Genomic DNA, 23,663 nt, shown 5'->3' on the forward strand with positions numbered 1-23,663 from the left:
CGGGGGTATGATCCATGGGAACGGTTTCTACCGATGAATTCAAGGCATTACTAAAAGAAAAGGGTCTCAAGGTTACAAACCAGAGACTCATCATGTTGGAAATACTTGGCAGGAATCCCGGGAAACATCTGACTGCTGAGGATATTTATAATTTGGTAAAGACAGAGCATCCTGAAATTGGATTGGCTACTGTTTATAGAACTATACAAGTACTAATGGAGTTACATCTTATAGATCGGGTGAACTTTGATGATGGAGTAGAACGCTACGAGCTTGCTCATGATGCGAGGGACGGTGGCGCACACCACCATCATCATTTGATATGCGTTAAATGTGGGAAGGTCTTGGAATTTGAGGAGGACATGCTTGAAGGTCTGGAACTCAAAATCGCCGAGAAGACCGGATTTAAAGTTACTGATCATGAGGTTAAACTCTACGGATATTGCAACGAATGTGGAGGAAAAACTGATTGAATAAAAAGAAAACTAATAATTCTGCTTCAGGGCTTCAGGTTATACCGCTTGGAGGCCTTGAACAGATTGGTATGAACATTACTGCCTTCAGATATGAGGACAGTATTATTGTGGTGGACTGTGGTCTGTCATTCCCTGATGATGATATGCTGGGAATCGACCTTGTAATACCGGACATCACATATTTGAAGAACAACATAGATAAGGTAAAGGGCTTCGTAATAACTCATGGACATGAGGATCATATCGGAGCGCTTCCCTATGTATTAAAAGAGCTCAATGTTCCTATTTATGCAACAAGACTTACAATGGGAATCATAGAGCACAAGCTTGAAGAGCACGGCCTTTTAAAGAAGGTAAGAAGAAAGGTTGTAAAGTTTGGACAGTCCATTAACCTTGGTGATTTCAGGGTAGAATTCATAAGGACTAACCACTCTATCGTAGATGCTGCAGCTCTTGCTATTTATTCGCCTGCAGGTATCGTTGTGCACACAGGTGACTTCAAGGTTGATTACACACCTGTTTTTGGAGATCCTATCGACCTTCAGAGATTCGGTGAGATTGGTAAAAAGGGAGTCCTTGCACTTATGTGTGACTCCACAAATGCAGAGCGTCCCGGATTTACAGCATCTGAGCGCACGGTTGGAAAAACCTTTGATTCACTGTTTGAGGAGCACAGCAATTCAAGAATTATAGTTGCTACCTTTGCTTCAAACGTAGACCGTGTTCAGCAAATAATTAATACTGCATACAAATTCGGAAGAAAGGTTGTGGTCGAGGGAAGAAGTATGGTCAATATTATCGATATTGCCCAGAAGCTCGAGTGCATTCAGATTCCGGATAATACACTTGTAGATATAGATCAGCTCAAGAATTACCCTGATAATCAGACTGTTATCATTACAACAGGAAGCCAGGGTGAGAGTATGGCTGCTCTTAGCAGAATGGCCAGCGGACAGCATAAGAAGATAAGCATTCGTCCCGGCGATACCATAATCTTTTCATCTCATCCCATACCGGGTAATGAGAAGGCTGTAACAAACATCATCAACGACCTCCTTGTAAGAGGTGCTGATGTTATTTTCCAGGATGTTCACGTATCAGGACATGCATGCCAGGAGGATATTAAGCTTATTTACACACTGGTTCGTCCTAAGTACTCAATACCTGTTCATGGTGAGTACAAGCATCTGATAGCTCAGAAGAACATCGCTATGGGACTTGGAATGGATAAGGATGATATTTTCATCATCAGATCCGGTGATGTCCTCGAGTTAAAGGAGGACAGCGCGAAGGTAGTGAGCAAGGTTCCTACAGGAGCTATCCTTGTTGATGGTCTTGGAGTAGGAGATGTCGGTAACGTGGTTCTTCGCGACAGGCAGAGACTTGCTGAGGACGGTATAGTTATAGTAGTATTTGGCATTGACAGAGATAATGCACAGCTTGTATCTGGTCCCAGTATCGTATCCAGAGGATTTGTGTATGTTCGCGAATCCGATGAACTTATAGACGATGCAACAGATCTCGTTCTTGATGATGTCAGCGAGGCTCTTGATAAGGGAATCACAGACTGGAATAAGCTTAAGAATATTGTTAAAGAAGGCCTGTCTGATTTCATCTGGAAGAAGACAAAGAGAAGACCCATGATTCTCCCTATTATCATGGATTCTAATTACTAATTAGGGAAAGAGGAGTTATGAACGTAAGGAGTGTAGGCTTAGGTATTGTAGATACAATAGTGAAGGTTTTTCTGGTTATTGTGGCTATAATGCTGATCAGCAAATATGCGTCACTTGCATATAGCTATGGATATAACATATACAATCAGCTTCCGGCTTCGCAGTATGACACAAGGACTGTGACTGTTTCAATAACGGACAGCATGTCTGTGGGAGATATTGCAGAGCTTTTGGAAAACAGAGGACTGGTCAAGGATAAGACTCTGTTCTGGATGCAGGAGCGTTTTTCAGAGTATCACGGAATGATCGCTCCGGGCACCTATGAGCTTAGTCCTTCCATGACTCCTGATGAGATAATAGGCATTATGTGCGCTTCCACAATTGAAGCAGACAAAGAGGAGGCTGGAAATTGATCAGTGACGAGAGAATAAGCACCTTTATCAATTCACTTGATCAGGGCAATGAGCCATTTCTGGATGAGCTTGAGAGAAAATCTCTTGCGGATGATGTTCCGATTATAAGGAAGGATACTCAGAGCTTTATAAGATTTCTTCTAAGGCAGAATCATCCGAAGAATATTTTGGAGGTAGGGTGTGCCGTTGGGTTTTCAGCACTTTTAATGGCGACCTACTCGGATCTGGATACGAAGATAACTACAATTGAGAAGTTTGAGAAGCGTATTCCGGTGGCTCATGAAAATTTTGATAAGTACGACGTAAACAAAAAAATCACACTGCTTGAGGGGGACGCGGCAGATATTTTGGCGGGCCTCTCAGGGCAGTATGATTTTATTTTTATGGATGCGGCAAAGGGGCAGTATATCAATTTTCTGCCTGACTGCAAGAGACTTCTTGTAAAGGGAGGACTGCTTTTGTCCGACAATGTGCTCCAGGATGGAGATGTTATGGAGTCACGATTTGCTGTGACCAGAAGAAATCGTACGATCCATGAGAGAATGAGGGAGTATCTGTTTGCAATAAAGCATGACCCTGAGCTTGAAAGTGTTATTTTGAATGTTGGCGACGGAATGGCGATGTCGCTTAAGTTATAAAGGATAGGTAATAATGAGAGAAAGAAGAAAACCTGAGCTGCTTATACCTGCCAGCAGCCTTGAAGTATTAAAAACAGCAGTAATTTTTGGAGCAGATGCCGTGTATATCGGTGGTAACTCCTTTGGGCTTCGCGCCAAGGCAAAGAACTTCAGCCATGATGATATGGCTGAGGGTATTAAGTTTGCACACGAGCATGGCGTTCATGTTCATGTAACCGCTAATATCCTTGCCCACAATGATGATCTTAAGGGAGCAGAGGAATATTTCCATGAGCTCAAGGAGCTTGGTCCTGATGCTCTTATTATTGCTGATCCCGGCATGTTCATGATGGCGAGAAGAATCTGTCCTGAGATAGATATTCATGTATCCACACAGGCTAATAATACAAACTACGAGACCTATAAGTTCTGGGCTGATCTTGGCGCAAAGAGAGTAGTTGCAGCAAGAGAGCTTTCATTAAAGGAGATAAAGGAAATCCGCGAGAATATCCCCGATGATCTTGAGGTTGAGAGCTTTATCCACGGAGCAATGTGCATCAGCTATTCAGGAAGATGCCTGTTATCCAACTACTTTACAGGAAGAGATGCAAACCACGGTGAGTGCACTCATCCCTGCCGTTGGAAGTACGCTGTTGTGGAGGAGACAAGACCCGGAGAGTATCTGCCTGTTTATGAGAATGAGAGAGGATCCTTTATTTTCAATTCCAAGGATCTGTGCATGATAGAGCATATTCCGGAGCTTGTAGATGCAGGTGTTGACAGCTGCAAGATAGAGGGACGCATGAAGACAGCTCTCTATGTAGCTACAGTTGCAAGAACCTATCGTAAGGCAATAGATGACTATTTCGAGTCAGAGGAGAAGTACAGGGAGAATATGCCCTGGTATCTTGATGAGATCTCCAGATGCACTTACAGACAGTTCACAACAGGATTCTATTTTGGTAAGCCTTCTGACGAGGCTCAGATTTATGATGCCAACACTTATGTTAATGAGTACACATATCTTGGTATTGTTGGCGAAGTTACAGAGGACGGTCTTGCCAAGATCGAGCAGAGGAATAAATTCTGCGTTGGCGATACTATAGAGATAATGAAGCCCGACGGAAGAGATATCGAGACAAAGGTTCTTGGTATAATCAACGAGGCCGGAGAAGAGGTCGAGAGCTGTCCTCATCCGAAGGAAGTATTATATATTAAGCTTGATAAGGAAACTGAGAAGTATGACATTTTAAGAGTTCATACAGGCTCATCAGAGAACATATCCTGCTAAGAGAAAATTATTAAATACTCAGACACTATAATTATAGTGTTTGAGTATTTTTGTGTTATGATGTACAATCATTGGCATATTATGAAAAAATTTAAGAATGAGGTGTTTATGAGCGAACAGGTCAAGGTTGAGGAACTATTCGGTAAGAATGTATTTACACTCGAGAGAATGCGTGAGCGTCTCCCTAAGAGTGTGTACAAAGAGGTCATTCAGGTCATGGAAAATGGCGGAGACCTCTCACTTGCATCTGCGGATGCTGTGGCTAATGCCATGAAGAACTGGGCTATGGAGAACGGTGCAACGCACTATACACACTGGTTCCAGCCGCTTACCGGAATAACTGCTGAGAAGCACGATGCATTTATTACAAGTGCCCGTGGTGATGGACATATGATGACATCTTTTTCAGGAAAAGATCTCATTAAGGGTGAGCCCGATGCGTCATCCTTCCCGTCAGGCGGTCTTCGTGCAACATTCGAGGCAAGAGGCTATACAGCCTGGGATATCACTTCCCCTGCCTTCCTGAAGGAGACAGGCGCAGGCGTGACTCTTTGCATACCCACCGCATTTTGTTCCTATAACGGAGAGGCTCTTGATAAAAAGACTCCCCTCCTCAGATCCATGGAGGCTGTAAATAAGCAGGCTTTAAGGATTGTTCATCTCTTTGGCAATACCGATGCCAAGAAAGTAAATGTTTCAGTTGGTCCCGAGCAGGAATACTTCCTTGTTGACTGGAAGAAGAGCCTTAAGAGACCTGACCTTATCTTTACAGGAAGAACACTTTTCGGAGCACTTCCGCCCAAGGGTCAGGAGATGGAGGATCACTACTTCGGCGTTATCAGAGAGCGTGTCGGAGAGTACATGAAGGACCTTAACGACGAGCTTTGGAAGCTTGGCGTTCCCGGAAAAACCCAGCACAACGAGGTTGCTCCCGGACAGCACGAGCTTGCACCTATTTACGAGACAGCTAATATTGCTGTAGATCACAACCAGATCATCATGGAGACCATGAAGAGAGTAGCAGAGCACCACAACATGAGATGCCTTCTGCATGAAAAGCCCTTTGCCGGTGTTAATGGCTCAGGTAAGCACGATAACTGGTCTCTTTGCACGGATAATGGAGTTAATCTCCTTGATCCCGGCGATACACCTAATGAAAATATTCAGTTCCTGTTTGTTCTTGCCTGCATAGTGAAGGCTGTTGACAGACATGCTGATATCCTCAGACAGAGCGCATCAGACGTTGGTAACGATCACCGTCTTGGCGCAGATGAGGCACCTCCGGCTATTATCTCTATGTTCCTCGGCGAGCAGCTTGAGGATGTGGTTCACCAGCTTATTGAGACAGGTGAAGCTAAAAGATCAAAGCGCGGCGGAAAGCTTAAGACCGGTGTTTCAACACTTCCTGAATTTGAGAAGGATGCTACAGACAGAAACCGTACATCACCCTTCGCATTTACAGGTAACAAGTTTGAGTTCCGTATGGTAGGTTCTTCTGACTCTATGGCAAGCTCAAATACTGCTCTTAACACAATTGTTGCAGAGGCATTCTGCGAGGCTGCTGACAGACTTGAGAAGGCTGATGATTTTGATATGGAAGTTCACGACATCATTAAGGAATATCTCACAGAGCATGAGAGAGTAATCTTCAATGGTGACGGATATTCTGAGGAGTGGAAGAAGGAAGCTAAGAGAAGAGGTCTTCCCAATATTCCTTCCACAATCGAGGCAGCTGAGGTTCTTACAACCAAGAAGGCAATCGACCTCTTTAAGAAGTTTGGCGTATTTACACATTCTGAGCTTGAGGCACGCCAGGAGATTATTTTTGAGACCTACTCAAAGACAATCAACATCGAAGCTCTTACCATGATCGATATGGCAAGTAAGCAGATCATTCCTGCTGTAATGAAGTATGCAGGAAGACTTGCTACAGACGTTAATCAGGTTACAAGCACCGGAGTTTCAGCAGATGTCATGGTCGGCGAGCTTAAAGAAGTAATGTCACTTCTTGATGACATGAAGAAGGCTCTTGATAAGCTTATTAAGAATGAAGAGAAGGCAAGAACCATTGCAGAGTCAAGAAAGCGCGCATATTTCTGCAAGGATACAGTAGTTCCTTCCATGGAGGCACTCAGAGCTCCTGCTGATAAGCTTGAGATGCTTGTTGATAAGAATGACTGGCCGTTCCCTACATACGCAGATCTTTTGTTTGAAGGCTGAGCTTAGCGAATTTTAGCGAAGAATTCCATTACTCTCATCCACTGGATGAGGGTAATTTTATACAACCAATAAACGAATTAACGATTTTTGAAAAAAGTGCTTGCATTTTATTCTAGATATGCGTATAATTCATTCTTGTCGATGGGCTATCGCCAAGCGGTAAGGCAACGGACTCTGACTCCGTCATTCCGTAGGTTCGAATCCTACTAGCCCAGCTAATAACTCCTCAGAAATATCTCTGAGGAGTTTTTTTATCATAGATAATTATTTTTAAATATAACGGTTGTTGTGCTATAATTGTTTGAATAGATGAATCAAGCTTAGAGGTGCGTTGTGAAATCTCAAATTAAGAATCTTGCGTTCCCAATAGTGTGGGAGCTACTGTTTATAGCATTTTGTATAATAAAGCCTTTTAAGACACTTTATATATTCTTTGTGTTCTATCTGGTTCTTGTTGTTTACTTTAGCAGGGACTTTTCATTTAAAGAGTATTCCTGTAATTTTAAGAGTCTTAAGAAGTTCTGGATTCCTGTTGCTCTTACAGTAGTAGGTGCACAGATAGCCTACATGGTTAAGATGAATCTCATACAGGCCAATTTTATCGGTGTTCTGGATGGTACCTTCGGTATTACCTGGGAGAATAGTTATATCGGTGAATTATTGTATGCGGTAACAATTCTTTTCCTATGTCCTGTATCGGAAGAATTATTTTTCAGAAAAGCTATTATGAATTTTGAATCAGCGACATCAGCGATGCTTACATTTGTTCTTGGACTTGTACTTTGCGGATTCAGCTATGCATATCTTCCGCTGGGAGTTGTGGAGGCTATGGTTCTTTCACTGCCGTATGCTATAGCGTTTTTCTGTACGAGAAACATATATGTTCCGATAACTGTTCATATGCTTTTCATGATGTATCAACACGTTCCTGCAATCGTATACGACGTTGCGAGAATATCACTTAGATAATTAAAACGGGTGCTTTTCGGCACCCGTCTTTTTATGGAAAAATTCCTGAATATTATTTTTAATATTTTGATTCAAATTCATCAATAGGTATAGCGTGTGAGAAGTAGTAGCCCTGGAATCTGTCACAGCCAAGAGACTTCAGATATGAGAACTGCTCCTCGGTTTCAATACCCTCTGCAACTACTGTCATTCCAAGCTGTTTAACAAGCTTTACAGCAGCTTCTAATACAATTCTGTTTCTTTCATCCCCGATACCGGCAATGAAGGTTCTGTCAAATTTTACATAATCTGTATGGAGCTCCTTTAGCATATGGAGGGAGAGATTGCCCTCGCCAAAGTTATCAATGGCAATTCTGAAGCCTTCCATCTTGAAGCGATCCAGGATAGCAAGGCGCTGCTCCGTATCCTTCATGAGATCTATTTCGGAAAATTCCAGTATCAGCTGATTGGCATCTATCTGATAGATCTCTACAAGCTCCTTGATCTTCTTTAAGGCGTCCATATAGAACAGATCCTTGGGAGATACGTTTACGGAGATTACAAGGTCGCTATGGGCTGTATCTTGCCATGATTGCAGCTGCTTCATAACGAGCTCCCAGTTCATCGTATCAAGATCAGCGATGTGCTCGGATTTTTCAAGTATGTGGATATATTTTTCGGAGGAGACCACGGTTCCGTCAGGCTTGATCCATCTGGTGAGTGCCTCGCCTCCTGTTACATTCATGTCCCCATCGAAAACCGGCTGCAGATAAATATGAAACTGACCGTCCTCTAGTCTTTCCTTGAAGGAGCTGAGGAACTCATTCTCCATCTCTGTCTGCTTAAGAAGCTTATTAGTATAGAAGGTCAGGATGTTTTCTCTCTGCTCGTGCAGGGTCTTAAGGGCAAGGTCAGCTCTTTCTATCATCAGGCTGACCGGTATATCGGGATCTTCAATTCTGAATACGCCAAGGTGGAAGTACAGGTGATAGTTCTCTGTGTCTATCATCTGCCCAATCTCTTCGAGGGCATCCATGAAAATTCCTTCGTCAAAGCGCTCCTCAGGCATGCAGAGTACGAAGTGATCTGCGTGGGTGCGGCCGTAAATGGTGTCGGAGCCGCATCTTTTCCTTAGCATATCTGCGATGGCCATAAGAACTTCGTTGCCGCGCTGAGTTCCGTAGCGCTCATTGAGAGTGCGGAAATGGCGGATGTCACCTGTTATGAGAATGCGGTCCACATCAGGGTCATCAACAAGAAGACGTCTTACCTCGCGGCATATTCCATCAAGGTTATAGAGTCTTGTGAGAATATCGTGGGTTGCGGTATAGTCTGCTTCAGCAGTACCCTGGGACATCTGACGGCCATCCTGGCCTGCGGATATCTGAGGGGGATTTTCAATTATTTCCCCTTCCTTATCATCTATACTGATGAGCTCCATAACGCAGGAAAAATTATTTCTGTCAGGGAGTATTAGCTTGATCGGGATAGACTGGATAAGGAATCTGTGACCATCATAAACCTCTACCTTGGTCTGACGCTGGCCACTCATGACAGCACGATAACTGCAGCAGTTTGAACATCTTGAGGCTGCGTTCCAAGCTGCATGGCATTCCTTTTCATAGTGAAGATCTCCAGAGGTATCTACTGAAACCTCACGACATTCGACAGGATCAACGAGGCGGACAGTATCGTACATCCGCTTCATGTAATCCAACATATGCTTGAGTTCCTGATATGTATACTCCTCTACATTCATAGCTATTCCTCTTTAGGTGGTTCATTCTGGGAAGCTAAGAGGGCTTCTTTTTTCTGAATCCAGTTTTGATAAGTGAAATTGAAGATAGCTGCGAAAGGTATTGCAAGCATGATTCCTGCAATTCCAAACATTCTTCCGCCAACTACCAAAGTTACAAGTATCCAAACGGATGAAACGCCAAGGGTATTACCAAACAGCTTGGGCTTTATTACATATCCGTCCATGGTCTGAAGAACTATCGTAAAGATAAGGAAAATAAGAGCATGGAGAGGATTTACCAGTACAAGTATAAATCCGCCTATTATGGCTCCGACGATGGGGCCAAAGGTGGGAGCAAGGTTTGTAACTCCTACAAACAGTGAGATCAGTACGGAATAGGACATTCCGGTAATGATCATAAACAGCCAGTTGATTATTCCTACAAGTAAGCCGTCAAGGATATCGCCGGCGATGTAACGCTTAAGGATATCGTTGCAGGTGCTCCAGAAGATGCTCATGCGCTCATACATTGCGGTGGGAACAAATAACTTCATAAGCCTTGTTGTGCCATACAGGAGCTTCTCTTTTCCGGCAAGAAAATATATAGCCAGAATAAATCCTAAAATAAAGGTGAAGAATCCCTGACCAATACCTGCGGAAACGTTAATGATCTGAGACATTGCAGCAGGGAGCTTCTGGGCAAACTGTGACAGGAATGTATTGATTTTTTCAGTGATTCCCGACAGGTCAACGTGATATTTTCCTGCAGTGGTACTCAGTTTATTCAGCAGTGATTCAAGTGAAGCGGCGTAGCCGTCCAGGTTTGAAACAAAGTTGGTTACACTGTCTACCAGCTGAGGGATAAGTGCGATCATAAGAATTGCAATAAACAGTATTATGATGGCAACTGATAATAAAATAGCTATTGATCTTTTGATGCCTGCCTGCTTTATCCCTGACAATATGGTTTTCTCAAAAAAAGCAACCAGAGGATGAACGACATAAGCAAGGATAAGTCCTGTGATTACCGGCGAAAAATACTTTCCAAGAGTACCAAGCGCTTGAAAAAACAGGTTAATATGCGATACTCCAAGAAACAAAAGTACGGCAGAACAGGAAGCAACAGTGTAAGGGAACCATTTTTGGTTTACGCATTTTTTTAAAAAATTCATATTATGTAATTGTGCTTAAATTGCACAAACCCCCAATCTATAGTATTTTATAAGTACATTCTATTATTTGACCTGACAGGATTCAATTAAAAAAGTATTAAGTTTCGTTTAATTATATACGGATAGGAGTTTGGAAATGTTAAATCATATGGACCGCGTAAAGATGATCGAGTTCAAGGACATGGGAGATGAGAGAGGCCAGCTCGTCATTGTTGAAGGCGGAATGGATATACCCTTTGAAATAAAAAGAGCCTTCTATATGTATGGAAGTGATGCGACTGTCGTGCGCGGACAGCATGCAAACAGGAAGACAGAATTTGTACTTATAAATGTAGCCGGAACCAGCAAGGTAAAGGTTTTGGACGGCGCCGGAAATGAGGCTATATTCTGCCTCAACAGACCCAACACCGGAATCTATCTCCCAAACATGGTCTGGAAGGAGATGTATGATTTCAGTGCGGATTCGGTTCTTCTGGTTCTTGCAAGTGAGCATTATGATGCAAGCGAGTACATCAGAGACTATGATGAATACGTAAAAGAGATATCATTCTTTGCGAATAACTCTGATAACTGATATCAGTAAAACAGAGATAAGTCCGGTCCATAAACCACAGGATATTATGCTTCGTATATACTCCATATGCGGAGCTTTTTTCTTGAAGACATACATGGTGGGATCCTCGGGATTATAGCCTTCTACGATATTACCTTCTGCAAGGGCGAGGTCCACCTCTTCCTGAGTCATTTCGATGTTTTTATGCTTGAAATACGGATCTGCGATTTTTGTATTTACATAGAGAACCTGGGGCTCTGCTACGGCTTTGCTATAGCATACGCTGCCGATCATGCCGATTATGGCAAAAATAAGCGCATATTTTATGATATGGGTTCCGATTTCATAAAAAGGACCTGCGAAAAAGCTCTTTGCTTTTGAGGAAAAGAGAGGCTTACATGCTAGCTCCTTTTCACCAAAGGGCAGAATGAGGAATTCCTTTTTTAATATAGCGGGGTATTTATCTGCCTGCTTTGTCAATGCGTCATAGAGCCATTTTCCAAGGAAGATAAAGGTCAGGTTCTTGTAGCTTAGGTTAAACAGGAAGGGATCGCTCATTCCTATAAAGCAGAAGGTTATTATGATAGCGAGCTCGCGGGTTTTGTTTTCGGACACAAGCCTTTTTATCCACAAAAGGTACAAAATACAGACTACTGCAAAGGGAATCACTCCAAGCTGCAGGAAAAGGTACAGGAAGGAATTGTCCAGCATATACCAGTTGGTCGGCGGCTTTTTAAAGTAAGATCCGAAAAGTGTGATCTTTTCATTAGTCAGGAAGTATAAAGCGTATTCGTAGCGCTTGTGCAGAAGCTTATTTAAAAATGTAAATACGCTTCCCCTGGCAAGAAGGGGACCAACGATTGAAAATATTACAATGGCAGGGAAGAGAAGGCGGATTAAAGCATTCTCGAGCCCGGATCTGTGCGTCCGTGCCTGCAGATACAGGTTTACTGCCAGATAGATCGTTATAGACAGAAGGCCTGTAAGACTTACTGTGTAGGCGTAAATGTACAGATTAAGGAGCATGGCAATTATTGATGCCTTAAGGAGCTGCTTTATGCTGTCAGCTTTATATAGATAGAAGAACAGGATAAGCAGAATTAATAGTGTCGTGTGAGTGGTGTTGGGATAGGGGTAGCCTAATGAGTGACGAAGGAGATACCCGTAACCGGTGCGTCTGTTCATGTGGTTTAGTTCGGGGATAATGCCTGTGACTGCCATAAGGTACAGGATAAAATATGAAGCGCCAAGTACCCACAATCCAATTCGCATTACCCTTTCTTCGTTTATGCTCTTCATGCCGAGCATCATGGTAAAGTATAGGAGAAGTCCTTTTTCACCGGAGCACAGATAGGTGAGGGCTCCTACTGATAAGATAGATGCCATTACAAGATACTCAGCGAGGTTGTGTCTTGTGGAGAGAACCTTAGCGCCAAAGGCAAGGACTCCAAGAACAAGGCAGGCGTTGTAAAGCGTCTGTCCATCGTAAAGACCAACCGCTTTTGCTCCAAAGAGGACTAAAAAATAAATATAGTAAATAAGTTCATATATTTTTATACTGTTTGTTGAGGGGACTGTTTTTTCCATGAGATAATGTAGTTCCTTCCGGGCTTTCTGGCCTAATATTTCTAAAAGGATTATATCAGATATGGTTGGACATAATACAAAAGAATTGAAGAATGCCTTTGTGGCGTTTATGTGTACCTGGGGGCTCCAACTGCTTTTGGGCATGACTGTGAGAAACCCGCTTACACTTGTTTTCTTTGTGTTGTTTTTTATTCTTTGGGAGAAATCTCAGATTCGAATTAATAAAACTACCGGAGCTTTGATGGCTGGTATCTCTGCTTTGGCAGCAGCTGCTATCACAGTTTTATTTGGAAAAAAGGCTGTTTCCGGTTTTGACAGTTCGCTTTTTAGAATTGTGGGAATGACGATCATATTTGCAGGACTTTTTCTTGTGGTGCTTTCAGCTATAAGATTTGGAGCCTTTCTTGTAAATAGGAAAAATGGCGTTGCTGAAAATAATGCTATTGCTTCGAATGCGTCACCAGAAAGAGAGTGTGCTGCAACCAATGAGGTCAGTGCGGTGAGAGGTCTTGCCGTGGTTCTTCTTTCTGCTATAATTTGCTTCCTATGCTGGTTTCCATATTTTTTATATGAATATCCCGGAATAATGACGGCGGATTCTATCGTCCAGTACGAGCAGGTGATCGGCGTGAATCCCTGGTCGAACCATCACCCTGTCATTCATACTCTTTGTATTTCAATTTTTTATAATTTAGGAATTAGATTTACAGGGGATGTGAATAAGGCCATAAGCTTCTATACCATAGCACAGATGATATTTCTTTCTCTTTGCTGTGGAAGAACTGTGCTTCAGGTTAGAAAGGTTCTTGGAAAAGGCAGGTGGTTTCTTCTTTCACTGGTATTCTTTGCATTGGTGCCCTTTAATGCGGTATTTGCAGTGACAATCTGGAAGGACGTTCCCTTTGCAGGCATTATGATGCTTATGGGCTGCAGACTCTGCGATATGGCCATGAAGGAAAAGAATGGAGCTTTTGATTATGTTATTCTGTCGATCCTGGCAGTTTTGATGGCTCTCTTTAGATCAAATGGATGGTATGCGTTTTTGCTCTGCGTGCCGTTTATGCTTTGGATGTTCAGAGGGGAAATGGCGAAAGTACTGGCTTCAATTGCCGCTGCAATAATTGTTGTAGTAGTGATCAAGGGGCCTGTGATGAATGCTGCAGGGATAATCCAGCCTGATTTTACCGAGTCTTTGTCTCTTCCCATTCAGCAGGTTGCAAGAGTACTTGTGGAAGACAGAGAGCTTACCGCGGAGGATAAGGAGCTCATAGATGCTGTCATAGATACTACATATATTCATGAGCTTTACGCAGCCGATTTTGCTGATAATATGAAGGAGCTTGTAAGAGCAGGTCACCCTGATGTGATAGAGAATAACAAGGGGACCTATACGGAGCTCTGGATGCGCCTTGGACTTAAATATCCCCTGGACTATGTGAGGGCATGGTTTGACTTAGAGGGCGGATATGTGTATCCTGATATTCCCTATGATGTCGGTAACATAGATGGCATAATGGGGAACAACTATGGCCTGGTTCCCACTCCGCTTATAGGCGGGAAGGCAGTAGTTAAGGGAAAAGAGATACTGATAAAGCTTGGAAGCTTCGTGCCGTTGTATGGAATGCTGTGGTGTGCGGGCGCCTATACCTGGCTTGTGATTTTTACTCTTTTCGTGATGCTTGGAAGGGGAAGTAATAAAAAGCTGCTGCTTCCAATCATTCTGCAGGCGGCGCTTATTTTCACGCTTTTAATTGCTGCACCGGTGGTTGATTTCAGATACGAGTATGGTATAACCATGCTGATGCCGCTAACTCTTTCAATTTGTGTTATGATTATGAAGACGCAGAAATGTGAAAACAGGATGTGAGAGTATGTATACGTTTAATTCAAGAATAAGATATACTGAAACAGATCTTGAGCAGTTTTTGACCTTCGAATCACTGATAGATTATTTTCAGGACTGTTCGACTTTTCAGACTCAGGAGGGACCTGCGACCATGGAATACATGGGAGAGAGGGGACTCGCCTGGGTGATAAACAGCTGGCAGGTCGTGGTGAACAGACTTCCCAGTCTTGGAGAGAGAATTATAATCGGAACCTTGCCCTATGAGCTTAAGGGTTTCATTGGACTTCGTAACTTTTTCATGAATACCGAGCACGGAGAGAGGCTGGCGACTGCTAATTCGGTGTGGTCATTGATCAATATGAAGGAGGGTAGCCCTTCAAGGATTGATGACGCGGTGATAGAGACATACCCGCTGGATGAGAAGCTTCCGATGAACTATGAGCCCAGGAAGATAGCAATCCCCAAGGATGCTGATAGCTATGAGGCCGATGTGAAAAAGGTTGGAATGCATCACCTTGATTCCAATAATCATGTAAATAACGGGCAGTATATCAGGATTGCGCTTCAGTCCTTTGACCTTGTTGCGGGAAGAGAAGGGCTTGATGAGTTAAAGGCTCTTGCCGGAAGCAGGAACGGAATTCAGATAAGAGCTGAATACAGACAGCAGGCTCATCTTGGTGATGAGATAAGTCCTGTGATATATATGAAGGACGGCGTATATACGGCTGCGCTAAATGATACAAATGGTAAGCCATATTCAATAGTAGAGATAAAAAGGACAGGAAAATGTTAAGAATTGGAGAAAAACAGGAACTGATAATTATAAAACAGGTAGACTTTGGTGTTTACCTTGCAGAGAAGGAGGGAAGCGACGATAAGGTGCTTCTTCCTAAAAAGCAGGTGCCGGAGGATGCAAAGCTCGGAGACAAGCTCTCTGTATTTTTGTACAAGGACTCCGATGACAGGCTTATAGCTACAACAAGAACACCTAAGCTTATGCTCGGTCAGGTAAATATGCTCAAGGTAAATGATGTGGGCAAGATCGGAGCATTTATGGACTGGGGGCTTGAGAAGGATGTGCTTTTGCCATTCAGAGAGCAGACCAGGAAGGTGAAGGCTGGCGAGAGTGTATTGTGTGCGCTGTACGTTGATAAATCCGGAAGACTTGCCGTGACCATGAATGTATATGAATTCCTTCGCACGGACAGTCCTTATCATAAGGAGGACAGAGTTCGCGGAACGGTTTACGAGACAAGCAGTAACTTCGGAGTATTTGTAGCTGTTGATGATATTTTCTCAGCGCTTATACCCAAGAAGGAGCTCTATGGAGATATTAAGATCGGGGATGAGATAACTGCGAGAGTTATTGAAGTCCGCGAGGATGGAAAGCTTACACTCAGTGTTCGTGAGAAGGCATATCTCCAGATAGATACTGATGCACAGGTTATCCTTGAAAAGATGGAGAAAAACGGAGGAGTACTTCCTTTCACCGATAAGGCATCTCCTGAGCGTATCCGGGAGGAAATGTCCATGAGTAAGAATGAATTTAAACGCGCTGTCGGACATCTTCTTAAGGAAGGTAAGATAGAGATAGGCGAGAGCGATATTCGCATTAAATAAAAAGTAGAACGCCCCATGCCAGGCATGGGGCGTTCATAATGTTTTGATGTTAAACTCTGACGTCGATGCTTCCACCCAAATTGGGATTTACGGATCTCTCGAGGGCGGACACATCCAACATCTCTTCAATGGTACCGCCAACTTCTTTGAGGGCATCAAGATTTTTGGAGAGCATAGCTGTTCCCCAGTCTGATTGCACCTTGCTTGCTGATAATGCCATTGATAATTCGGGTATGTCCATAAGCACCTCCTTTTGCGCATGGAATACGCTTCTACTACTCTATATCTTATATCGGACAAAGTGTTTAAATTTTTATTATGGAAAATCAACAAAAAATTAAATAAAATTTGTGGATTTTTATGCATTTATCGAGTAGAATGTAAGAAGAACAATGAAAATATAATCGTGGGAGATTATCTATGATTTCAAATCAAATCCTTCAAAATACTTTAGATGGGCTGAAAGGGATTGCCCATGTTGACCTGTGCGTGCTGGATGTAGATGGCAATGAAGTTGCTGCTACAAAACCGGATTTTGCGAACATGGGAGAGTCTGTAAGGGACTTTGTAAGATCACCTGCAGATTCACAGGAGGTTCAGGGACACCAGTTCTTTAAGGTGTATGACGAGCAGCAGCTTGAGTATATCCTGATTGCTGCCGGAAGTGGCGAGAGCACATATACGATCGGAAAGATGATCGCTTACCAGATACAGGGACTACTGGTTGCTTATAAAGAACGCTTTGATAAGGATAACTTTATCAAGAACCTTCTCCTTGACAACCTGCTTTTGGTAGATATATATAGTAGAGCGAAGAAACTCCACATTCCTGCTGATTCCAAGCGTGTTACCATGATTATTTCAGCAGATAAGGTAAGAGAGAATAATGTCCTTGAGCTTGTAAGGACACACACTACCGGTAATGGCGGAGATTTCGTAACTGAGGTTGACGAAGATAATGTTATAGTTGTTAAGGATGTGTCTGAGTATGGCAAGCCCGAGGATATATCCAAGGCAGCAGCAGAGCTTCAGGAGCATCTTGAATCGCTTGGCATTACAGGTGTTCATATTGCGATCGGTACAGTTGTTGGCGAGATCAAGGAGGTCAGCCGCTCTTACAAAGAGGCTAAAATGGCTCTTGATGTAGGAAGGATTTTCTTTGATGAGCGCAAGGTTATAAGCTATGGGGAGCTTGGAATCGGACGACTTATCTATCAGCTGCCGATACCGCTTTGCAAGATGTTTATCCGCGAGATATTCGGTGGTAAAAATCCTGATGGATTCGATCAGGAGACACTTGCTACTATTGATAAGTTCTTCGAGAACAACCTGAACGTTTCTGAGACTTCCAGACAGCTTTTTATACACAGAAATACACTTGTGTACAGACTTGATAAGCTTCAGAAGAGCACAGGACTTGACCTTAGGGTCTTTGATGATGCGATCACATTTAAGATAGCACTCATGGTTGTAAGATATATGAAATACATGGAGCGATACTAAATTACCAAAGTCGAAGTCGTTGTGCTTGCACAAAACGACTTATGACCTTGGGAATTGAACGGGCATGAGGAAGTAGCACGATAGTGCGGATTCCGAATGGCCGTAGGATTTCGGGAGTCCGAAGGACGGAGAAAGCCGTGTATCGCGAAGAAATAATTTAAGAGGATTTTTGGTATGGAAAAAGTTAACAAAAGAAAGCGCTCAGTCGCAACTGACCTGGCTGATGATATTATCACGCTTGAAAACGTGACCAAGTCATATTCAACGGGCGCACCAGCTTTAAATGGAGTCACCCTTCATATCAAGAAGGGTGAATTTGTTTTTATAGTGGGAGACAGTGGATCAGGTAAATCTACTCTGATCAAGCTCCTGCTTAGAGAGCTTGTTCCTTCAGACGGAACCATCACAGTAATGGGACAGGATCTTGGCAGAATGCGCCACAGAAACATCCCTAAGTTCAGAAGAAAACTGGGCATTGTATTCCAGGATTTCCGTCTTCTCAAGGACAGAAATGTGTATGAGAATGTTGCGTTTGCCCAGAGAATAATTCAGAAATCCACCAGGGATATCAAGAAGAACGTTCCTTCAGTTCTTGCAATGGTAGGACTTGCAGGAAAGTATAAGAGTAAGGTTACTCAGCTTGCAGGTGGTGAGCAGCAGAGAGTTGCGCTTGCAAGGGCTATTGTTAATAAGCCCGAGATTCTGCTTGCAGACGAGCCTACAGGTAACCTTGATCCTAATAATACCTGGGAAATTATGAAGCTCATGGAGCAGATTAATCTGAACGGTACAACTGTTATAGTTGTTACTCATAACAGGGAGATTGTTAACGCGATGCACAAGCGCGTTATTACTATGAAAAAAGGCGTCGTGATTCACGACGAAGAAGAGGGTGAGTATCACGATGAGGATGAGTAGTTTATTATATACGCTGGGGCAGGGATTTAAAAACCTTAGACGAAACAGATGGTATACACTTGCTTCAATTGCAACAATAAGTGCATGTTTGTTCCTGTTTGGCGTGTTTTATTCAATAGTTACCAATTTTCAGCATGTAGTTCAGACCGCTGAAGAGGGTGTATCAGTTACAGTATTTTTTAACGAGGGCATAAGTGAGGATGTGATCCTTGCAACCAAGAGCATGATCGAAAAGCGCCCGGAGGTAAGCAGGGTTGAGTACATATCAGCTCAGGATGCATGGGAGAGCTTCAAGACAGATTATCTTGGCGAATATGCGGACGGATTCACAGAGAATCCCCTTGAGGATTCTGCCAACCTGCAGATATATCTTAGTGACGTAAAGATGCAGCCTGCTCTGGTTACATATCTTGAGTCGATTGATGGCGTAAGAATGGTCAACAGATCAGAGGTTACTGCTTCAACACTTAGTGGTATCAACAGTCTGATCGCGTATGTATCACTCGGAATTATAGGAATACTTCTTCTGGTTTCAATTTTCCTTATAAGCAATACTGTTACGATCGGTATTTCTGTAAGAAAAGAAGAAATCAATATTATGAAGTACATAGGCGCTACGGACTTTTTCGTACGTGCACCTTTCGTAATAGAGGGTATTATTATCGGACTTATCGGCTCACTTATTCCACTTGTAATTACCTACTTTGTTTACAATAAGGCAGCTGAGTTTTTGGCAATCAGATTTTCAATGCTGAATTCAATACTGGATATCCTCCCTGTAGGAAAGATATTCGAAGCCCTTACGCCTATTTCAATACTTATTGGTGTGGGAATTGGTTTTCTTGGAAGTGTTACAACCGTACGTAAACACTTACATGTATAAAAGAGCAACATTTGGGAGGCTGCTATACGTTGGACAGCAGAGGAATCGGAAAAAGAATAATTGGGGTGGTCATGGTTCTGTGCCTGCTTGCGGGCACAGTTTCTTTTAATACTTCTCATGTTTATGCGAAGGCTACGACCGAGAGCATAAAGCAGAAGGAGGGACAGATATCCAATGCCAAGAAGGAAAGGGATACAATGAAGAATTCCCTGACAAACCTTCAGAATGTGAAAAAGTCCCTGGAAAAAGAAAAAACAGACCTGAATAACTACATAACACAGCTTGATGCTAATCTTGAGAGTATTCAGAAAAAGATAGATGAGCTTACCGAGAAGATAGCAGAAAAGGAACAGAGCATTAAGGAGACGGAGGAGGAGCTTGAAGAAGCTATCCGTATCCAGAACGAACAGTATGAAGCTATGAAAGACAGAATACGCTTCATGTATGAAAAGGGAAATGCGCTGTATTTTCAGTTTTTTGTTGAGGCCGGAAGCTTTTCGGACATGCTTAACAAGGCGGAGTATATAGAAGAACTGTCTGCCTATGACAGGGCAAAGCTTGAGGAGTATATTGCACATACTGAGCTCACAACTCTTACAAAGGAGGCTCTGGAGGAGGAGAAGAAGACCCTTGATGAAGCCAAGGCAGATGTGGTGATCGAGGAAGAGAACCTTCAGAATCTTATTGTTGAAAAGAACAAAGAGGTCAACAGCATCGCCGGTGATATTAAGGATAAAGAGGCGGCAATTGCAGAATATGAGAAGCAGATTGCGGAGGAAAATGCCACTATTGCAGCTCTTGAGAAGGCAGTTGAGGCAGAAAAGGCAGAGCTTGCTGCTCAGAATGTAAGAAAGTATGATGGCGGAATGTTTGCAATGCCATGTCCTTCATATTCGAGAATATCCGATAATTTTGGTATGAGAATGCATCCCACGCTGGGTATTCAGAAGATGCACAATGGTGTGGATTTTGCAGCTCCTAGCGGCTCGGCTATTCTGGCTGCTTATGATGGTAAGGTTGTTGCTGCGGCTTATAATTCAACTATGGGAAATTATGTTATGATATCTCATGGAAGTGGTTTATATACTGTTTATATGCATGCGTCATCTCTTAGTGTATCCACAGGTGCGGAGGTAACTAAGGGACAGAAGATTGCATCGGTAGGTTCAACAGGAAGATCTACAGGACCTCACCTTCATTTTGGAGTAAGACTAAACGGAAATTATGTTAGTCCCTGGAACTATTTGAAATAATAGATAATCTGCCGGTTGTGCAGATGACATTCAGGGCGAAAGGAAGTGTTACTATGGAGCAAAGAGATAACAGAATTGGAATGCTCTTCCTTGGATTGGTGCTGGGAATTTTCGGAACTGCTTTTCTTGTGGCGGTTGGATTCCTGATTGTAAAGATAAAAGGAGTCGCATTTACTCCTGTGAAGGGGAATGTTACCAATACGGAAACAGCTTTGACGCAGGAAACCATAGATAAAGTCAAAGTTATAGAGGATGCCATTGGAACCTACTATTATAAAACAGAGATCGACAGACAGGCAGAGGCTGACGCTATTTATAAGGGTGTTGTTTCTTCTCTTGGAGATCCCTATTCCGAATACTACACACCAAAGGAGTATGAGGACCTTATGTCTGATACCCAGGGGGTTTACTATGGTATCGGTGCTTATGTCAGTATGGATAAAGACACCAATCTTCCAAGAATCACTGGAACGATCAAGGAGTCACCTGCTGAGAAGATCGGACTTAAAGCCAACGACGTGATCTATAAGGTTGAAGACCAGAGCGTTCAGGGCATGACACTCTCAGAAGTAGTCGGAATGATCAGAGGTGAGATCGGTACTGAGGTTAAACTCACCATTTACAGAGAGGGTGAGTCTGATTATTTGGAGTTTAAGGTAAAGCGTGACAAGGTTGAGGCTCAGACAGTCAACACCACAATGCTTGAAAATAATATCGGTTATCTTGGTATTACCGAATTTGACTCCGTAACGACAGAGCAGTTTAAAGCCGGAATGAAGGAACTCAGGGATCAGAACATGGTAGCACTTGTTCTTGACCTTAGATCAAATCCCGGCGGAAGCCTTCAGGCTGTATGCGATATAGCAAGAGAGATACTTCCCAAGGGTGACATCGTTTATACAGTGGACAGAGATGGTAACCGTGAGGATTATGAGTGCGACGGAACCAAGAAAATCGACATCCCTGTTGTAGTTCTTGTAAATGGCTATTCTGCGAGTGCTTCTGAGATACTCTCAGGTGCCATCAAGGATTACGGCGTAGGAACAATAGTTGGTGAGACCACTTACGGTAAGGGCGTTGTACAGAGAATCTTCCCGTTCACAGACGGAACGGCAGTTAAGCTTACAATCAGCAACTATTTCACACCTAAGGGAAATGACATCAACGGCGTGGGCATTACTCCTGATGTGGAGATAGCGCTTGATAACGAAAAGTACAACGAGGACGGTACTGATAATCAGCTCAATAAGGCTATTGAGATTTTGAAAAAAGAAATATCAAAGGCAGATGTATCCGAGGATGAGGCTGCATAACATTTTAAGTAGAGGGTTCTCCCCTCTACTTTTTTATTGACATAACGCTATTTCTAAGATATATTCATCTATGTTTTTATTTCTGATTCAATATCCGATGTCATCGGGTATTTATTCCATTTGCAAAATATAAAATTTGAAAGGAAGTGTAGTAATTGGAGTACTATGCGGCCACTTTGCGTGAGCCCGGAGAAAAATTGAATAATGATGGATTGATGATAAAGGCAGTCCATACAAAAAAGCGATCTGACGTAGTTGTGATGGTATTAAGTGCACATAAAAAGGCTGCAAAGCTAAATGATAAGATCATAAGAGCGGCCGAGAAAATGATATACAAGGAAGCGGATGGTGATATTGAAAACTGTCTTCAAAGGCTTTTTATAAGATTCGGAAAGGGCGGTCTTATCCGCAGAAGGAAAAATCCGGATATCACTATTCTGATATTAAAGGGAATTAATTATCACATTATGAACCGCGGAAATAACAGGGTAATGAGAATTGGAAGGACCGGAGCCACGGAAATTCACTGCGAAAATGTGGGCGACGCATCAGTAGATTATTGCTACGCCACAGGGAGATTGTCAGAAGGGAGTACGCTTATTGTGGGAACCCAGTCTTTTTATGAAAGGCAGCTTGGGGCAGATATTCACAAAAGAATGTGTCCACAGATGTGTATAGATGATGAGACAATGCAGGAAAACATTGAATATCTTAGAAGTCTGTTATTTAGCAGGGGAGAGGAGAGGCCGGTGACGGCAGCTGCCTTATGCATGAAATAGAGATTACAGGCCACATTGCAAGCGGCGGAAATGGTGAAATCTATCGTGGTTATTTGTGCAACAGACAGACTGAATGCATTGTGAAAAAGGCGGGTAATAAAAGAGCTTCCTTCATGCAGCTAAAAAATGAGACGAATATACTTAAGTATCTGACAGAGGAGGGCTATGTGGAAGCGCCTGCGTTTTATGGTGAAAAGGATGGTTCACTTGTTATGAGTGTGATTCCGGGAAAGACTCTCGACAGGATTGAAATAGAAAGGCTGTCAGAGAGGGATTTAAAAAAGCTGTTTGTATACATGGCAAGTCTCGTGGTTAAGCTCCATGGATTAAATCCGCCTGTCATCCACAGGGATATAAAGCCCTCAAATATCATGATTGATGACCATGGAAATATGTTCCTGATAGATTTTGGAACAGCCAGGATATTGGAAGGATATGCAGGCGGTGACATAAAAAATGGAGAGGTGCTACTTGCTGGAACAAAGAACTACGCTGCACCTGAGCAATACGGGGGACTTGGAAGCGAGAGCTTTCAGGTTGATATATATCAGCTTGGAAAAACCATGGAGAGACTTCTTAAAAGGGCAACTGTCTCAAAAAGATTTGAGAATGAGATGAGAGCTGTTTTAAATAAGTGCCTTATGCCAAGCGCGACAGAAAGGTATCCCACAGCAGCTGAGCTTAGAAAGGATCTGCTAAAGATCAAGGCGGGGAAAAATATTTTTCTGCTACAGAAATTTTATAAAAATATTCTAATTAGGTTTCCGGGCAGATATAGGGCAGATGAGGAAATATGCGGAGTTTTTATTGATATTGTAAGAACCTGTGACACGATTGAGTTTTTATAAATCCTATGT

General features: G+C 42.8%; 22 protein-coding genes and 1 tRNA gene. 19 read left to right on the forward strand and 4 right to left on the reverse strand.

Annotation, left to right across the window (positions count from 1 at the left end; translation table 11 throughout):
• Positions 1-14: 14 nt before the first annotated feature.
• From G601_RS0101225 to G601_RS0101260, 8 genes are all read left to right on the forward strand, one after another.
• Entirely contained in the window at positions 15-473 is a 459-nt protein-coding gene (locus G601_RS0101225) for a Fur family transcriptional regulator (protein ID WP_026491656.1), read from the forward strand.
• Positions 470-2,152, forward strand: coding sequence for a ribonuclease J (locus G601_RS0101230; RefSeq protein WP_026491655.1), 1,683 nt, complete (start codon positions 470-472; stop codon positions 2,150-2,152). Before G601_RS0101225 ends, G601_RS0101230 begins: the two co-directional genes overlap by 4 nt.
• 17 nt (positions 2,153-2,169) lie before the next feature.
• Positions 2,170-2,565 (forward strand): endolytic transglycosylase MltG, encoded by a 396-nt coding sequence (locus tag G601_RS0101235; protein WP_026664215.1) that lies wholly within the window; start codon positions 2,170-2,172, stop codon positions 2,563-2,565.
• Positions 2,562-3,203 carry an O-methyltransferase gene (locus G601_RS0101240; RefSeq protein WP_026664216.1) on the forward strand — a complete coding sequence of 214 codons (642 nt, stop codon included), beginning with the start codon at positions 2,562-2,564 and terminating at the stop codon, positions 3,201-3,203. The genes G601_RS0101235 and G601_RS0101240 overlap by 4 nt, the downstream gene beginning before the upstream one ends.
• A gap of 13 nt (positions 3,204-3,216) precedes the next feature.
• On the forward strand, positions 3,217-4,473 hold the full coding sequence (locus G601_RS21465) for a peptidase U32 family protein (protein WP_035786013.1): 1,257 nt from the start codon (positions 3,217-3,219) through the stop codon (positions 4,471-4,473).
• A gap of 108 nt (positions 4,474-4,581) precedes the next feature.
• A complete protein-coding gene (locus tag G601_RS0101250; protein ID WP_026664217.1) occupies positions 4,582-6,693 on the forward strand; it encodes a glutamine synthetase III family protein in 2,112 nt (703 codons plus the stop codon).
• Positions 6,694-6,835: 142 nt separating this feature from the next.
• Positions 6,836-6,908 (forward strand) — tRNA-Gln (locus G601_RS0101255).
• 118 nt (positions 6,909-7,026) lie between these two features.
• Entirely contained in the window at positions 7,027-7,662 is a 636-nt protein-coding gene (locus tag G601_RS0101260; protein ID WP_026491651.1) for a CPBP family intramembrane glutamic endopeptidase, read from the forward strand.
• A 58-nt stretch (positions 7,663-7,720) separates the two neighbouring features.
• Here the strand turns inward: G601_RS0101260 and G601_RS0101265 are convergent, their stop codons facing one another.
• Positions 7,721-9,400 (reverse strand): GGDEF domain-containing phosphodiesterase, encoded by a 1,680-nt coding sequence (locus tag G601_RS0101265; RefSeq protein WP_026664218.1) that lies wholly within the window; start codon positions 9,398-9,400, stop codon positions 7,721-7,723.
• Between the two features lie 2 nt (positions 9,401-9,402).
• Positions 9,403-10,551, reverse strand: a complete 1,149-nt coding sequence (locus G601_RS21470) for an AI-2E family transporter (protein ID WP_051200849.1) — start codon at positions 10,549-10,551, stop codon at positions 9,403-9,405.
• A gap of 136 nt (positions 10,552-10,687) precedes the next feature.
• Between G601_RS21470 and G601_RS0101275 the strand changes: the two genes are divergently transcribed.
• Positions 10,688-11,125, forward strand: coding sequence for a sugar 3,4-ketoisomerase (locus tag G601_RS0101275; protein WP_242830047.1), 438 nt, complete (start codon positions 10,688-10,690; stop codon positions 11,123-11,125).
• On the opposite strand, the gene G601_RS0101280 is transcribed toward G601_RS0101275, so the two are convergent.
• Positions 11,096-12,691 (reverse strand): hypothetical protein, encoded by a 1,596-nt coding sequence (locus G601_RS0101280; RefSeq protein ID WP_026664219.1) that lies wholly within the window; start codon positions 12,689-12,691, stop codon positions 11,096-11,098. The two genes, G601_RS0101275 and G601_RS0101280, sit on opposite strands and share 30 nt — an antisense overlap.
• Before the next feature lie 61 nt (positions 12,692-12,752).
• Between G601_RS0101280 and G601_RS0101285 the strand changes: the two genes are divergently transcribed.
• From G601_RS0101285 to G601_RS0101295, 3 genes are read left to right on the forward strand one after another with little or no spacing between them, the layout of a single operon-like run.
• Positions 12,753-14,558, forward strand: coding sequence for a DUF6020 family protein (locus G601_RS0101285; protein WP_155834430.1), 1,806 nt, complete (start codon positions 12,753-12,755; stop codon positions 14,556-14,558).
• Between the two features lie 4 nt (positions 14,559-14,562).
• Positions 14,563-15,330, forward strand: a complete 768-nt coding sequence (locus G601_RS0101290) for an acyl-[acyl-carrier-protein] thioesterase (protein WP_035790148.1) — start codon at positions 14,563-14,565, stop codon at positions 15,328-15,330.
• A complete protein-coding gene (locus G601_RS0101295; protein ID WP_026664222.1) occupies positions 15,324-16,157 on the forward strand; it encodes a CvfB family protein in 834 nt (277 codons plus the stop codon). The genes G601_RS0101290 and G601_RS0101295 overlap by 7 nt, the downstream gene beginning before the upstream one ends.
• A 49-nt stretch (positions 16,158-16,206) precedes the next feature.
• On the opposite strand, the gene G601_RS0101300 is transcribed toward G601_RS0101295, so the two are convergent.
• On the reverse strand, positions 16,207-16,398 hold the full coding sequence (locus G601_RS0101300; protein WP_026491644.1) for a YjfB family protein: 192 nt from the start codon (positions 16,396-16,398) through the stop codon (positions 16,207-16,209).
• A gap of 179 nt (positions 16,399-16,577) precedes the next feature.
• Here G601_RS0101300 and G601_RS0101305 point away from each other — a divergent pair, with 179 nt between their 5' ends.
• The 7 genes from G601_RS0101305 (at position 16,578) to G601_RS0101335 (ending at position 23,654) form a co-directional block, all read left to right on the forward strand.
• Positions 16,578-17,660 (forward strand): PucR family transcriptional regulator, encoded by a 1,083-nt coding sequence (locus G601_RS0101305; RefSeq protein WP_026664223.1) that lies wholly within the window; start codon positions 16,578-16,580, stop codon positions 17,658-17,660.
• Positions 17,661-17,888: 228 nt separating this feature from the next.
• Positions 17,889-18,578, forward strand: coding sequence for a cell division ATP-binding protein FtsE (gene ftsE / locus G601_RS0101310; protein WP_026491642.1), 690 nt, complete (start codon positions 17,889-17,891; stop codon positions 18,576-18,578).
• Entirely contained in the window at positions 18,565-19,461 is an 897-nt protein-coding gene (ftsX, locus tag G601_RS0101315) for a permease-like cell division protein FtsX (protein ID WP_026491641.1), read from the forward strand. The genes ftsE and ftsX overlap by 14 nt, the downstream gene beginning before the upstream one ends.
• Positions 19,462-19,490: 29 nt before the next feature.
• Complete coding sequence (locus G601_RS0101320) at positions 19,491-20,714, forward strand: murein hydrolase activator EnvC family protein (protein WP_242834359.1); 1,224 nt, start codon at positions 19,491-19,493, stop codon at positions 20,712-20,714.
• A 53-nt stretch (positions 20,715-20,767) separates the two neighbouring features.
• Positions 20,768-22,027 carry a S41 family peptidase gene (locus tag G601_RS21475; protein WP_196808783.1) on the forward strand — a complete coding sequence of 420 codons (1,260 nt, stop codon included), beginning with the start codon at positions 20,768-20,770 and terminating at the stop codon, positions 22,025-22,027.
• A gap of 155 nt (positions 22,028-22,182) precedes the next feature.
• A complete protein-coding gene (locus G601_RS0101330) occupies positions 22,183-22,806 on the forward strand; it encodes a hypothetical protein (protein WP_026664225.1) in 624 nt (207 codons plus the stop codon).
• On the forward strand, positions 22,794-23,654 hold the full coding sequence (locus G601_RS0101335) for a serine/threonine protein kinase (RefSeq protein ID WP_026664226.1): 861 nt from the start codon (positions 22,794-22,796) through the stop codon (positions 23,652-23,654). Before G601_RS0101330 ends, G601_RS0101335 begins: the two co-directional genes overlap by 13 nt.
• Positions 23,655-23,663: the final 9 nt, after the last annotated feature.

Origin of the sequence: Butyrivibrio sp. FC2001, assembly GCF_000424125.1 — a bacterium.
Classification (GTDB): Bacteria; Bacillota; Clostridia; order Lachnospirales; family Lachnospiraceae; genus Butyrivibrio.

What these genes read in the sequence shown, in the direction of transcription:
- ftsX (WP_026491641.1), top strand. Translation starts at nt 18,565, where the DNA reads ATGAGGATGAGTAGTTTATTATATACGCTGGGGCAGGGATTTAAAAAC.
- G601_RS0101280 (WP_026664219.1), bottom strand. Translation starts at nt 12,691, where the DNA reads ATGGAAAAAACAGTCCCCTCAACAAACAGTATAAAAATATATGAACTT.
- G601_RS0101305 (WP_026664223.1), top strand. Translation starts at nt 16,578, where the DNA reads ATGATTTCAAATCAAATCCTTCAAAATACTTTAGATGGGCTGAAAGGG.
- G601_RS0101235 (WP_026664215.1), top strand. Translation starts at nt 2,170, where the DNA reads ATGAACGTAAGGAGTGTAGGCTTAGGTATTGTAGATACAATAGTGAAG.
- G601_RS21475 (WP_196808783.1), top strand. Translation starts at nt 20,768, where the DNA reads ATGGAGCAAAGAGATAACAGAATTGGAATGCTCTTCCTTGGATTGGTG.
- G601_RS21465 (WP_035786013.1), top strand. Translation starts at nt 3,217, where the DNA reads ATGAGAGAAAGAAGAAAACCTGAGCTGCTTATACCTGCCAGCAGCCTT.
- G601_RS0101265 (WP_026664218.1), bottom strand. Translation starts at nt 9,400, where the DNA reads ATGAATGTAGAGGAGTATACATATCAGGAACTCAAGCATATGTTGGAT.
- G601_RS0101335 (WP_026664226.1), top strand. Translation starts at nt 22,794, where the DNA reads ATGCATGAAATAGAGATTACAGGCCACATTGCAAGCGGCGGAAATGGT.
- G601_RS0101285 (WP_155834430.1), top strand. Translation starts at nt 12,753, where the DNA reads ATGGTTGGACATAATACAAAAGAATTGAAGAATGCCTTTGTGGCGTTT.
- G601_RS0101250 (WP_026664217.1), top strand. Translation starts at nt 4,582, where the DNA reads ATGAGCGAACAGGTCAAGGTTGAGGAACTATTCGGTAAGAATGTATTT.
- G601_RS21470 (WP_051200849.1), bottom strand. Translation starts at nt 10,551, where the DNA reads ATGAATTTTTTAAAAAAATGCGTAAACCAAAAATGGTTCCCTTACACT.
- G601_RS0101295 (WP_026664222.1), top strand. Translation starts at nt 15,324, where the DNA reads ATGTTAAGAATTGGAGAAAAACAGGAACTGATAATTATAAAACAGGTA.
- G601_RS0101225 (WP_026491656.1), top strand. Translation starts at nt 15, where the DNA reads ATGGGAACGGTTTCTACCGATGAATTCAAGGCATTACTAAAAGAAAAG.
- G601_RS0101290 (WP_035790148.1), top strand. Translation starts at nt 14,563, where the DNA reads ATGTATACGTTTAATTCAAGAATAAGATATACTGAAACAGATCTTGAG.
- G601_RS0101275 (WP_242830047.1), top strand. Translation starts at nt 10,688, where the DNA reads ATGTTAAATCATATGGACCGCGTAAAGATGATCGAGTTCAAGGACATG.
- G601_RS0101300 (WP_026491644.1), bottom strand. Translation starts at nt 16,398, where the DNA reads ATGGACATACCCGAATTATCAATGGCATTATCAGCAAGCAAGGTGCAA.